Annotated in this window: 6 protein-coding genes, 2 pseudogenes and 1 riboswitch; of the genes and pseudogenes, 1 reads left to right on the top strand and 7 read right to left on the bottom strand. The window is 37.4% G+C overall.

Annotated features, from left to right (window positions below; genetic code table 11):
- Positions 1–42: 42 nt before the first annotated feature.
- Positions 43–180: riboswitch (FMN riboswitch) on the bottom strand.
- Between the two features lie 121 nt (positions 181–301).
- The 5 genes and pseudogenes from RHP64_RS04045 to RHP64_RS04025 form a co-directional block, all read right to left on the bottom strand.
- Positions 302–1,261 carry a dimethylarginine dimethylaminohydrolase family protein gene (locus RHP64_RS04045; protein ID WP_025267983.1) on the bottom strand — a complete coding sequence of 320 codons (960 nt, stop codon included), beginning with the start codon at positions 1,259–1,261 and terminating at the stop codon, positions 302–304.
- Between the two features lie 19 nt (positions 1,262–1,280).
- Positions 1,281–2,186: a cation transporter gene (locus RHP64_RS04040; protein ID WP_025267982.1), complete on the bottom strand. Its 906-nt coding sequence runs from the start codon at positions 2,184–2,186 to the stop codon at positions 1,281–1,283.
- 296 nt (positions 2,187–2,482) lie between these two features.
- Positions 2,483–3,937 carry a glutamate synthase subunit beta gene (locus RHP64_RS04035; protein ID WP_462785066.1) on the bottom strand — a complete coding sequence of 485 codons (1,455 nt, stop codon included), beginning with the start codon at positions 3,935–3,937 and terminating at the stop codon, positions 2,483–2,485.
- A 10-nt stretch (positions 3,938–3,947) separates the two neighbouring features.
- Positions 3,948–7,048: pseudogene (gltB, locus tag RHP64_RS04030) on the bottom strand (glutamate synthase large subunit).
- Between the two features lie 198 nt (positions 7,049–7,246).
- Positions 7,247–8,386 (bottom strand): annotated as a pseudogene (locus tag RHP64_RS04025) (class II glutamine amidotransferase); the annotation flags it as partial.
- A gap of 336 nt (positions 8,387–8,722) precedes the next feature.
- Here RHP64_RS04025 and RHP64_RS04020 point away from each other — a divergent pair.
- Entirely contained in the window at positions 8,723–9,100 is a 378-nt protein-coding gene (locus tag RHP64_RS04020; protein WP_014324569.1) for a PH domain-containing protein, read from the top strand.
- A gap of 328 nt (positions 9,101–9,428) precedes the next feature.
- Here RHP64_RS04020 and RHP64_RS04015 read toward each other — a convergent pair whose 3' ends face one another.
- Complete coding sequence (locus RHP64_RS04015; RefSeq protein ID WP_025267979.1) at positions 9,429–9,860, bottom strand: universal stress protein; 432 nt, start codon at positions 9,858–9,860, stop codon at positions 9,429–9,431.
- Between the two features lie 406 nt (positions 9,861–10,266).
- Positions 10,267–13,869 (bottom strand): MMPL family transporter, encoded by a 3,603-nt coding sequence (locus RHP64_RS04010; protein ID WP_025267978.1) that lies wholly within the window; start codon positions 13,867–13,869, stop codon positions 10,267–10,269.
- Between the last annotated feature and the right edge of the window lie 134 nt (positions 13,870–14,003).

Raw genomic sequence — 14,003 nt, 5'->3', positions numbered from 1 at the left:
CAAAAAACCTAGACAATCTAAAAAAGCATCGTCTAAACTATTTCAAATCTTCTCCCATCCAGACTTTAACTGTCGGTCACAGAATTTCACTGTGTCAACCGCGAAAATATCGCGGGTCACGGACTGAGGTTATTCACCATCACCGTCGGTCGGGAATTACACCCTGCCCCGAAGATTAAATTATTTAACAAAACTAATTTATCATTAGAATTCTACAATGTCAATCAAAAATATTTTTTACGCTTTTTAATTCTTATTCTGTAGACAGCAAAAAAGTAAAAAGTCGCCCTAAACGCCCTTTTTACTCATTTTTTTCTCTCACTAACGGGCATGATGCACATCTTAGTGCACCGTCTAATAGTGAATGCCATGTAAACACGATAGGGATGACCGTATAACCTTCATTTTTTAAAGCCTCTTGCAACGCTGTATGTCTTTTTTGCACAATAACTTTTTTAGGCCCAATAACTAAAACATTCCCACCCATCTCTTTTCTGGTTTTTGCATCAATATCAATAAATTTATAATCGACCAGTTCTTTCGGTAAGTCTTTTAAGACAGGTTTATGGATAATAGCAGTTTTTGGACCAATAATGGTCATACAACAATCCAAGTGCAAAATTGCATCATCATTCAAATACACTGGTACTACTTTCCACGGTTTATCGACGATTTCATTCTCATAGTCCTTGTCTAAAATACTTTGTAGCCATTTTGCACCAGCTTCATTACTAGCATATTTACCAATGCCGACGAATACATAAGGATAGTTAACGATAACGTCACCACCCTCCAGATATATTTTATCCTTTTGATTTAACGTGTGCACCTGATTCTTATCGTTAATAGCTGCAACAATTCTTTGATACCCACGTCGTTCAATTTTTCGCATTTCAATTTGAACATTTCCTTCAATAAAATGTTCTCCAACGCTCATAGCACTATCTCTTGCATACATTTGCCCCATTCCATAGGGATCTAGATTTGTTGGGGTTACCGAATCAACATGGTGTACCTTGACACCATGTGTTTCCAAAATTCGTTGGAATTCTGCTAATTCTCGTTGAAATTTTTTAGCAAGGAAACTCGGAACTTTTTTACCTCGTAAAAGAGTATAAATATGTTTTGTCATAAATTGTTTCCATTTTGCAGTATGTTCTTCCTGCTCTATTTCATGCGTATCTGGAAAATATAGCTTTGTTGCATCCCCAATAATGACTTCTTTTAATGGATCATATTCGTTATAAACATTGATTTTCATTTGATTTCCCCTTTTTCTTTTAAGCATACACAAACTCTAAATGTACAAACTCATAACATGCTTTAAGTTCTTCTAAAATACGGACTTTTTTATCACGTAACAATCCTGTCCCAATTTCGTCATCGACAACATCAATCATCACTTTAACTGAAAAATACATGCCCGTTTTATAAATATGACAGCCAGTTAATATGACTTCTTTTCCAAAGTGTTTTCTAAGGCATGCTTCAAATTCATTCTGAATGTTTTCATCAATTAACCGGCCGCCACAGATTTCAATGAATGCATTTTTTAGTACTTTAACCGGCGTTGCAATTGAAAATAAGACTAGTATTACCGTCACAAAGAAATCACCCGTGTATAGCAAGAACCCTAGGATTGAATTTTTTGGAATCAATAAAACTAAAAAGGCTGCTAACCCAATCCCCCCACACATGATTGAATCAATTCGCGTACTTTTGGATTCTGCAGATAGCATCGTACTAGCACGACCAATTTTTTGATTTTGCCGACTATAAAACAAAGATATCGTTAAACATAATATGACCATAATGATTTCATATGGAATTATCGGCGTTAAGTTTAATACATCCCCTTTATGGTAAACGAAATATTGATATGCTTTTTGACTTACTTGAATAGTGGAGGTCGTTAACAAAATCAGTGTCATCATTGATTTAAAAGCAGCATACATTGGTTCAAACATGAAGTGACCATTTGGAAAACGCTCACTTGTTCTGGCACTATACTTTGAAATCGTAATTGCAGCGATTCCAGAAACCAGTGTCATTATTGTAAAGTAACTATCTACGAACAACGCTTGAATCTGGGTAATATAATAAACAACAATTCCCAAACTGCCCATCAGCAAATTCATCGCAAGTCCGACCATAAATGCACGTTGCTCAATCTTTTTTTGAGTCATAATATTTTTCCGTATTAATTTAATTGTTTTCTCGCTTCGCGAACTGCCTATGCACTTCTACACAATTGCTGACTATTTTAAAATTGAATCTTATATAATTGAATTAGGATTCGATACCTCTTTCTGCGCATTTGATTAACTAAAGTAATTACCTTAGTTAATCACTTTACAGTAATTCACTTAACCTGTCAATAGATTTTAGATGCAACATGTATTTAAAATGATATAAAGAACATTCAAAAAAGCATTATTCTATCAAAATAATGCTTACAAGAAAAATATTTTTAATTCGTTAGCTAATTTACTTTAACTGAAAAACGATCAGCAAAACTTTGAAGTTTTGCATCAACCAACTCGGCCACTAAACGAGCGTCATGAATAGCAGTGATAACCAAATTAGCACCAGTATTAGCATCACCCGCTACCATATAATTCTCTTGGTTTGTTGTCCCCATGACATTCAGGCGAGTAATATCCAAATCATTTAATATTTTCGTATTGAGACCTGTAAATCCTACTGCAACCAATACCAAATCAGCAGAATAGTCTTTTTCCGAATTCGAAATCACTTGCTTATTGGCATCAATCAAAACAGTTCGAACGCCAGTTACTTCTCCAAATGAATTACCTAAAAATTCTACTGTTTGCGTTTGATAAGGTATTAATTCCTGGTTAACTGTGTCCATGGCTTCCGCCTGCCCATAACTAATTCGCTTTTGCCATGGATATTCCGGCCAAGGTGTCGTACGATCTGTCGGCTTTTCAGTATGATAATCAAACTGTGTTACATTTTCTGCACCTAGCCGAATCGCTGTTGCAATACAATCTGTCGCCGTGTCACCAGAACCAATCACAATCACCTGCTGATTAGATAATGTTTTTTCAAATGTAGTCGTACCGTTTCTTAATACATTTTTGGTTGTCTGGCTTAGAAATGGTAGTGCAAAATCAATTCCTTTCAAATCACGTCCGGGTACATCTACATCTCGTGCAACCGATGCGCCAGTAGCAACAATGACTTTATCAAAATCAGCGTCTAATTGTTCCTTAGTAATATCCTCTCCAATCGTTGTATTAACTTTAAATTTGATACCGACTTCTGACATGACTTTAAAACGACGATCAACAACCCACTTTTCTAATTTCATGTTTGGAATGCCATACATTAAAAGGCCACCTAAACGTTCATCTTTTTCAAAAATAGTGACCTCATGGCCCAATTGATTTAAGCGCCAAGCTGCTGTAATCCCTGCTGGCCCGGAGCCGATGACTGCAATTTTTTTACCAGTTCGCTGTTCTGGTAATCCTTCTGGAACTACCCAGCCATGCGCAAAAGCATATTCAACAATAAAATCTTCATTGTCTTTGATTGTCACACCTGCACCATTCAAAAACTCATTACACGACACTTCGCATGGCGCAGGACAAACTTTTCCAGTAAACTCAGGAATTGGATTTGTTTTTGCCAATCTTAACCAAGCTTGATGGAGCTCTTTTCGATACAAGAGGTCATTCCATTCCGGAATTAGATTGTCATTTGGACAACCACTCATTTGTTTACTTTTATTGCCGTACAACGCACCAATATGACAATAAGGAACACCACAGTTCATACATCGAGCAGCTTGTTCGACTCGTTGATCAAACGCTAGTGGTTCTGCCATGTAATTGAAATCCTTAATACGTTCAGTAATTTTACGATAAGGATTATCAACACGTTCATATTTGAGAAAGCCAAATGGATCAGCCATTATAATTACCTCATTTCGATAATAATGTTTCTAATTCTTCTTCAGTTTCTGGTACTCGTTCATATTCTGGCATCAGTTCATTAAAAGCCTTGAGTTCCTTAGTCAATCCACTAAATCCTTCGGTTTCATATTTATTCATAATGTTTAAAACCTGATGATATTCGGTTGGATATACTTTAATAAAATTAGCCTTTTCATCCTCAAAATGCGCTAAAATATCTTTAGCTTTTTGTGAGTCAGTGTACGCTGCATGTGATTGAAGTAAACTATACAATACGTCGTCTCCATGTGTTTGATTTATCTCAAAAAGATCAACCATTTCCAGATTAATATTAGCAGCCACTTGATGATCTGGATCATAAATATAAGCAATACCACCCGACATACCAGCAGCAAAATTACGACCAATTTTACCCAGAATGACAGCAACGCCACCCGTCATATATTCGCAACCGTGATCCCCAACGCCTTCAACAACACCACAAACGCCAGAGTTGCGAACAAAGAATCGCTCACCCGCGCGGCCATGGAAATATGCCTCACCAGCAAATCCACCAAAACAAGCAACATTACCGATAATTGGTGAATTATTCGTATCGTATCCTGCATCTTTTGGTGGCGTTACAATTAAACGCGCACCTGATAATGACTTACCAACATAATCATTGGCTTCTCCAATGACCTTAAGCTCCATTCCTTGTGTCGTATAGGCTGCAAAAGACTGCCCTGCAGAGCCAGTATACGTATATCTAAGGAGTCCTGGTGATAATTTGGTATTTCCATAACGCTCTGCTATCCAACCACCCATCCGAGCGCCAACAGCACGTGATACATTATCAATTGGTGCAGACATCGTTAATGTTTGTGTGTTATCAATGGCTGCTTTGGCAGCCATATCTAATTCTGGCCATTGTCGCTTAGCAATGAATGGGTCTTTTGTTTTTCGTGCTATTGGAATAACTTGACCAATCATGTTCGAAAAATCAAGTGACTTATACTTTTTGTTCGTTGTAAAGCGAGTTTTCAACAGTTCTGTATGTCCGACCATTTCTTCCAAGGTGCGGAACCCTAATTCAGCCATTAACTCGCGTAAATCTTGTGCCAAAAAAGTCATCATATTTATGATATCTTCCGGTTTCCCCTGGAAACGTGAACGCAATAATGGATTTTGAGAAGTAATGCCCACTGGACAAGTATTTAAATGGCAAACACGCATCATAATGCAGCCTATAGCCACCATTGATAAGGTTGCAAATGAAAACTCTTCCGCACCAAGCATAGCGGCAATAGCTATATCTCTACCAGTCAACAGTTTGCCATCAGTTTCTAGAGTCATTCGCTGACGTAATTTATTAGCGGATAAAATTTGGTGTGTTTCAGCTAACCCTAATTCCCATGGTAATCCAGCATCACGAATCGAATTTCGTGGCGCCGCCCCTGTGCCACCATCATATCCAGAAACGGTCACCGTATCAGCACCAGCTTTCACCGCACCAGTTGCAATCGTACCAACACCTGTTGAGGAAACTAATTTAACATTGATTTTGGCATATGGGTTAACCGCTTTCAAGTCAAATATTAACTGCTTTAAATCCTCAATCGAGTAGATATCGTGATGTGGTGGCGGAGAAATTAAGCGTACCCCTGGTGTTGAACCACGTGTTTCGGCAATCCATGGAAACACTTTATTTCCAGCTAGTTGTCCACCTTCGCCAGGCTTGGCCCCTTGCGCCATTTTGATTTGAATTTCTTCGGCTGACATCAAGTATTCTGCGTTAACACCAAAACGTGAGGAAGCAACCTGCTTAATTTTAGAATTTTTAATTGTGTGAAAACGTTTCCTATTCTCACCACCTTCACCAGAATTTGACTTAGCGCCTAATCGGTTCATTGCCTCAGCTATCGTTTCATGAGCCTCTTGGGATAATGCACCAAATGACATGGCACCAACCTTAAATCGCTTCACTATATTTTCAATACGCTCTACTTCATGAATGTCAATGGGTTGACGATTAGGCACAATCTCCCACATTGACCGGATAGTGCCAGGATGTTCATGCTCCGCTTCATGAATGTCAGCCACATACTCCTTGAAGAGTTCTTCATTTCCAGTCCGAACCGCCGTTTGAAATTTATACATCATCATTTGATTGTATAGATGGTATTCACCATCTTCTCGTAGTGAATAAGCACCACCTGAAGGAATTGGGTCGTCTTGAGATTCGTCATACGCTGCTGTATAGCGTTTTAAGTATTCTTCCTCAATTTGATTTAAGTCTAAACCACCAATTCGTGAATGTGTACCAGTAAAGTAGGTATCAACTACATTTTTTGATAAGCCAATCGCTTCGAATAATTGCGCTCCATAATAGCCTTGAATCGTAGAAATACCCATTTTGACCATAATCTTAACGATACCTTTTTCAGCAGCTACACGATAGTTTTCTTGATGTGCTGCATCATTCATATCGTATGCTTCTAAAATTCTGTAAGCACCACGCGGATATATCGCGGCTGCACCGTACCCAACCAACGTTGCAAAATGATGGGTTTCAATGGCTTCCGCAGTGTTTAATACAATGGAAGCATTTGTGGCGTTTCCGTTGGCCGCCAAATAATTTTTTAGTGAGGACACAGCTAGAAGAGCCGGTACAGTCAGTTGATTTTTGGTTACCTCACGATCAGATAGAATCAAAATTGTTGCGCCAGAAGCAATCGCTGCATCGGCTTGCTGATTAATTCCAATTAGAGCACGCTCCAATCGCCCATTTGCTAGTCCGGTTAAGTTATAAGCCAGCTTGATAAGCGCAACCTTTTGTTTAGAATTGGAAATATGTGCAATTTTAGCAAAATCAGCCGGTGAAAGAATTGGTGAGTCAATTTTTAACTTGCTAGCATTTTCTGGTAAATCTCGTTGAAAATCAACTTCTCTACCTAAATACATTTGTGTTGCAATGACTAAATGCTCACGAAGTGCATCAATTGGCGGGTTGGTCACTTGCGCAAATTGTTGTTTAAAAAAGTAAATAATCCTTGTGGCCTGTCTGATAAGATTGCCAATGGTGAGTCATAACCCATGGCAACCGTTGGTTCTTGCCCAGTATTAGCCATTTTCAAAACTGCACCATCAATCACTTCTTGGGTATATCCGAAGCGTTTAAAAAGAGTCAGCCGTTCTTTATCATTTAAACGTTGTTCTAATAAATTTTGATTTGGTAGGGCTTGCAATGTTTCTTGGTATTCATCGAGCCATTGTCGATAAGGATATTGCGTCGCAAAATGATGCTTCAATTCCTCATTCCTTGTAAAGGTTCCCGTCGTCGTATCTACAAGAATCATGTTTGCCGGTCCAAGCACTCCTTTTTCGATAATTGAATTAGCGGGCACATCAACCACCCCAGATTCAGAAGATAAAATAACATACCCGTCGTCCGTCACCAAATAACGTGAAGGTCGTAACCCATTACGATCCAATCTTGCACCGACAATGTTTCCATCAGTAAAAACAACAGCGGCTGGACCGTCCCAAGGTGCCATAAATGATTCATTATATTCTGTAAAGGCAGCCAACTCATCTGACACATTCGCTTCTTTTGAATGTGCTTCTGGCACCAGCATTAATAGTGCTTGCGGTATTGAGCGACCATGTCGATACAAGTGTTCCATTGTATTTTCCATCATGGCTGAGTCGGAATTTTCTTCATTATAAATCGCAACCCCATGCGTTTTCATCCAATTAACGTCACCTTGCAAAGTATTAATCTCACCATTATGTGCCAAAAAACGAAATGGCTGTGCACGGTCCCAAGACGGGAAAGTATTAGTTGAAAAACGTGAATGAGTTAGCGCTATTTTGGCCTCAACATCTTCATCGTGTAAATCCAAAAAGAACTACCCAACTTGGTAAGCATGAAGCATCCCCTTATAGGTAATCGTTTTAGCCGATAACGAAACAATATACATATCTTCGTCTGAAATCGTATCTTCTAAATGACGGCGTAGTATATACAACGCGTCATCAAAATCCCTTCCTAGAGCAACATGCTGCGGTTTCTTAATAAATATCTGTCGAAATCCAGGCATAGCCTGTTGCGCAGTAGGACCACAAGCATCAAAATCAAACGGTACATCTCGATCAAAAATGTACTCAAAACCATCTGCACTGATTTCAGTAATTATTTTATCTAAAACCTTATTCTTAGCCACAGTATCAAACGGCAAAAAAAGCATTGCCACAGCATATTCACCTGATTGTGGTAAAGTAATCCCCTCTATTCTTGCTACTTTTCTAAAAAATTTGTCAGGAATTGACATCAATAGACCTGCACCGTCCCCTGTATCTGGCTCTGATCCTGTGCCACCTCGATGATTCATTCGTGTTAATAGTGTAATGGCGCGTTCAACAAGTTCATGAGAAAACTGCCCATAACGTTGCGCAATAAATCCCATACCGCAGGCATCGTGCTCGAGAGACTCATCCCAGAGCGGCGCGTTTTTCACCATTTGCTCACGAAGTTTTGATTGTTTCATTCTTTTTTACCCACATTTCATCTTAATTTAAGCTGACCATATATTGAACACAAAACGGAAAAAATTAAAACTTTTTATAATTATACTCTTATTTTTCTAATCTTTTGATATAATTTTGGAATAAAATACTCATAAACGTTGATATGATAACTAGTTTTTTAATATCTTATGCAGTTCTTTTGCTTTTTATTTTTCTATTGATAGAATGAAAGTATTGAGTAACTATTCAAATACGAATGGATGAGAGGAATGAATATGAATTTATTAAATGGATTAATTGGTAATGCTTCAAGCGTTCCTGTTGCAAGTGTCCAAAAAGAGATTGAGCCTCTTTTAATTGAATCAGAAATAGTCGAAAACGCATTCCGACTTGTACGTGACTTGGTTATTTTTACAAACAAGAGGCTTATTTTAAGTGATATTCAAGGATTTACAGGTAAAAAAGTTGAGTATAAATCTATCGCCTACCGCTCTATTGCAAGGTTTTCTACCGAAACTAGTGGTCACTTTGATCTCGATGGAGAAGTAAAAATCTGGATATCTGGGCAAACAGAGCCATCAGAAAAAATACAATTTAAAAAAGGGCAAGCATTAACAGATGTACAAAAATTATTAGCTCAAAAAGTTTTATAAAAAACAACCATTCGGCTGTGTTGAAAACCATTTAGTTTTACGTGCTGAAGTATAATTAAATACCCTTTATTGGGCGTACATATCAAGCATCATAGACTTACAATAAAAATACTAATAAGCGAGATAAAATATGGCCCATTTTTTAAATTACATTGTGTCACACATCAGATATATTTACATCCTTATTTATACGCTACTTACAGCAATACTAGTTATTATGGGCGGCTATTTGTTCTGGATGCATCATCATAAATAGTTAAATTTCTGCGAGTTTAAACATCAAAAAAACACCTAATTTGCATAATTAGATGTTTTTTATAAACTACAATTATTTTACAAGCAAGACATTTGTATCCGCACGTTCAGATACATAACGTGCAGTAGAACCAATAAACATTCGTGTCAAGACAGTTGTACCTGTTTTTCCCATTACAATCAGGTCTGGATTATAATTTTCTATGACCTCGTTAACCAAAACGAAACGAGCATCCCCTTTAAAGATATGTGTGTTAAATGGTACACCAGCAGGTTCAACAACAGATGCTGCTTTGGAAAGATTATCTGATGCTAACTTTGTTAAGCTATCTGTCATCGAGGCGTAAAAAATCTGGCTACCATCATGATAGGCAACAGTAGAGTATTGAATGACACTAACAATTTCTATCTTTGCATTAAATTTTTTAGCTAACTGGGTGCTGTACTCCACAGCTCTCATAGCTGCCTCACTACCATCAGTCGCAACAACAATTGTATTAATCATGAGCATTTCCTTTCCAATAAACATAAGGTGGCCAATCTTAACGCTGCCTTAAGCGTAAGAATACTTTAAACAATAAAAAACAACCCACTCTCTAACAATATTCCCCAAGGCTTTCACTTGGCCAAATAATTATTATTCTGCTTAAACTAATCAATTAACATCATGCACGTAGCATTCACTTAACTTCATAATATAAACAACGAGCAAGTTGTCTCCTGGATTAGCCGAAATCCATTTATACCACTTACGTGAAATAAGTCTAGCAACTGCGTTGCTACAGGACTTCTTCTAATCTATGTCTAAAGTATACAACACCTTCCGTCGAATTGCAAGCGCTTACAATTTATTTTAACAAAAAAGCTGTGCTTTACACACAACTATCCTTTTGTAACAATTCAGTAAGCCATCAATGACGTTTCATACTTTTAATAGGATATGTCAAAGAAATCATACTTGGTATCACAATTGGTAATACGATAATTAATATTATTAATCCAAAGATTACTGTAATTGCCACCTGAATCAAAGTTAATACACCAGAAGGTATCAAGGCGGCGAAAGTACCACCTAAAATGAGTGCGGCGGACAATACAACGACACCAATTATTCCCGTAGCCCTGAGAATTCTATCTCTAGCTGATGGTATTTCTTTTTGTAGATCACGATACTTCATCATTAAGAAAATACTATAATCAACGCCTAATGCTAATAACATAATAAATGCGAAAAACGGTGTCGTCCAAGAAAGCATATCTTGCTTGAGAAAGATATGACTTGTAATCTGAGTAAGGCTCAATGCCATGACATAAGATACCAGCAAAGTTCCCATAATATATAACGGTTGTAAGAAGGATTTGGTAATAAAGATTAACGCAATCAGTATACCAACGACCATTATAATGCCTGTTCTAATGAAGTCTGCCGAAGCAATTGTTCTTGTATCATTTGTTCTCGAAGTTTGCCCACCAATTGCAGCAATTGCGTTAGCTAATCCTGTTCCTTTCAAGGCGCCCTCAACTTGACTTTGTAACTGAGAAACCTTCTTCATTGCTTTTTCAGAATTCGGGTTACTATCTAGAACAATATTCAAGCTGGTTGCTTTCTTATTTTCAGACATGTATGCATCTAAAGCCGTTTTATATGTTTTTCCATGCAATACATTTTTCGGTACATAGTAAGTATTAGCTGCTGAAGATTCTTTCAAGCCAATCAAATAATCATTTGCTGATTCTAAACCACCGCTGATTTGGGTTGATCCTTGGCTCGCCTCTTTTAATCCCTCTTGTAGTGATTGAACTTGTCCAACCGTACCTTTCAGTGAATTATACATCGTTTGTTGACCACTATTAAGTGCATCAATACCAGAAGTTAATTGGCTTTGATTATCAGCTAAACGCTGACTACCCGACTTGATTTCTGCAACACCATTATTAACTGCCGTTGCACCAGAAGAAGCACTAGAAACACCATTTGTATATGTATGCATTTGACTCTGCATATCTGATACACCGGTATTTAATTGTGACAATCCTTCTGTTAATTGTTGTGAACCATTTACTAATCCAGCTTGACCATTTGTTCCCCGTAATGCCGTCAGCATTTGCTGTGTACCAGAAATAGCTTCACTGAGCTTATCTAATGCCGCAATTGAAGCAGTATTGGCTTTAATTGAGCTGGTTGCTAAAGCACCTAAGTTAGACATTTGTTCAGCAAAAGCCTTCAAATTACTTAATTCTTCAGTAAGTGCATTGCCTGTTTGTTGAAAAGTAGACATATCATTTTCTAATTTTTGCGCAGCTGTACTTGCTGCAGCAATATTATTTTTGTTAGTACTTTGTGCTGAACTGATTTGTGCATTGATGGATTTTGATTGTTCTTGTAATGCTGATCTTAATGCAGCTTGCTGCTCATTACTTAATGCTGACTTACTATTAATGCTACTAATAATATTATTAATATCATTTTCAGAAAGCACATTGAGTGAACTATTACTATTCAAAGCTGTATTTAATGAACTTTTCAAATCACTTGCATCTGCCTGTATGTTAGCACTAGATGTCGTTAGCAGACTAGAAGTATTGTTAAGTTTGGATAGACTATCACTATTGTCTGAGCTTTTAGATAATGATGCCATGGATTCATTCAAACTTTGTAAGCTTTCCTTCAATTCATTAATCTGACTCTGTTGACCCGCTACATTATTGCCAGATTGTGCACTCAGTTCTGATTCTAATTGCTTTAGTCCATCTGTAATTTGTGCAGAACCACTGTTTAAACTACTTACACCAGTATTCAGTGTACCAACTCCTGATTGAATGACCGCCTTATTACTATCCAAAGTTGCCAACCCCTCAGCCAACCCGGACGTGCCAGAAGATAGCGTACCTATACCGGTATTCAAATCATTTGCACCTGAGCTTAGTTGTGCACTACCACTCTTTAGTTCTGCGGAACCATCTGCTAATTGCTTGGCCCCATCAACCCCCTCGTTAATATTACTAGTTGATAGCTGATTACTTGCATCACTCAAACCATTACCAATAGTCTTTGTACCAGAAATTGCACTTTTCAAACCATCAGTAACACTACCCAATTGATTACGCACATATAACTCTTTTATTTTGGAGCCACCAGGACGTGTGGCTGACGTAACCGTCTTAACACCTTTGGTCTTTTTTAGTTTGTCTGCCAAACTATCAATAGTCTGAAGACTTGCTTCATTGTCTAACCTATTCTTTGACTTTATATATAGTGTCGAAGGTTCTGCAGTTCCTGCTGAAAAATGTTTTTGAACTACTTTAAATCCTTTTTTAGCAGGAATATCCTCACCTAACTCTGTTAATGTGTCATAGTTTAATTGACTATTGTAACTGACAAAGAGCGGTATAGCCATTAAAATCACAGTCAATAAAGCAATCAAAGGATACTTGATGGACTTTTTAGCTATGCCTTGCCATAACTTGCTTTCGGAAGTCTCACCAAACCGTTTACTTGGCCAAAACAAGTATTTACCAAATACAGCCATAAAGAATGGGTTCAAGGTTAATAGTACAAGCAACAATACAGCAACCGCTATTGAAACGCCTACTGCTGACTTATAAATTGAAAACTTTGCCAGCTCCAGCGTAGCAAAACCAATCAGCACAGAAATGCCGCTGTACAAAATTGTTCTGCCAGCCGTTTTCAAAGCACGTTTGGTCGCTTCTACTTTTTCATATCCTGCATTCAGTTCTTCCTTAAACTGATCAAATAAAAGTATATTATAATCAGTCCCTATTCCGAACAAAACAACAACCATAAATACCTGCGTGAAGTTTGAAAGGGGAAAATTAAACTTATCCACCAAATTCATAACAACGCTCAGTGAGGTAATAAATGCAACCCCCACAGAGAATAGTGATACAACCGGCGTGATAACTGATCTAAAGACAACCATTAACACTAAGAAAATAAATACAACCGTTATCCATTCTGTTTTATGTAATCCCTTTTCAATTTCTTCAGAGAAGTCATCTTCAAGAATGTCACTACCTGTTATGTAGGTTTTAACACCATCAGTTTTAGCTTGTTTGGTTAAAGTTTGTGTCATTTGACTGACAGATTGCTTTTTATCCACGGTTAACTGAACTAATTCTGTTGTCTTATCTTTGGAAAGCAATTGCGCTTTAGCTTCAGAACTATCTTCTGGCGCTAAAATTGACTTGATATGATAGGTAGATTTATTCTTCTTCAGGTGATCAATTGTTTTCGCAATGTTTTTTCCCTGACTAGCAGTTATTTTTTCATTACCATTATTGAAAACAACGATTACTTGCCGCGTATTATCTTGACCCTTGCCCCAATTGTCTTGAATTTTCTGCGCTACCTCGCTTTTGACAGCACTTGGTAAACTTGTATCACCCTTTTCTTTGATCAACTGGCTTGTGTTTGGTAACCATATGACTGCCGAAATCATAATAATTAACCAAATGACAGCTTGTACGAGAAAAGTTTTTTTGCTACCCTTCACTCTAGTATCCTCCAGTGTATTTTTCGTACATGATGTTATTAAAACAACATAGTGTACGGAAAATATTATATCATATCTTAATTTCATATCAACTGGTTATTATTTATTGCTATAATATATTGATGGTATTTCTT

This window comes from Leuconostoc sp. XM4 (genome assembly GCF_055698815.1).
The sequence above is the reverse complement of the archived record's forward strand: the minus strand, read 5'-3'. Positions and strand labels throughout refer to the sequence as shown.

Bases quoted from the DNA above. Each gene is read 5' to 3' on its own strand.
- RHP64_RS04045 (WP_025267983.1), bottom strand. From the start codon at position 1,261: ATGAAAATCAATGTTTATAACGAATATGATCCATTAAAAGAAGTCATT.
- RHP64_RS04040 (WP_025267982.1), bottom strand. From the start codon at position 2,186: ATGACTCAAAAAAAGATTGAGCAACGTGCATTTATGGTCGGACTTGCG.
- RHP64_RS04035 (WP_462785066.1), bottom strand. From the start codon at position 3,937: ATGGCTGATCCATTTGGCTTTCTCAAATATGAACGTGTTGATAATCCT.
- RHP64_RS04020 (WP_014324569.1), top strand. From the start codon at position 8,723: ATGAATTTATTAAATGGATTAATTGGTAATGCTTCAAGCGTTCCTGTT.
- RHP64_RS04015 (WP_025267979.1), bottom strand. From the start codon at position 9,860: ATGATTAATACAATTGTTGTTGCGACTGATGGTAGTGAGGCAGCTATG.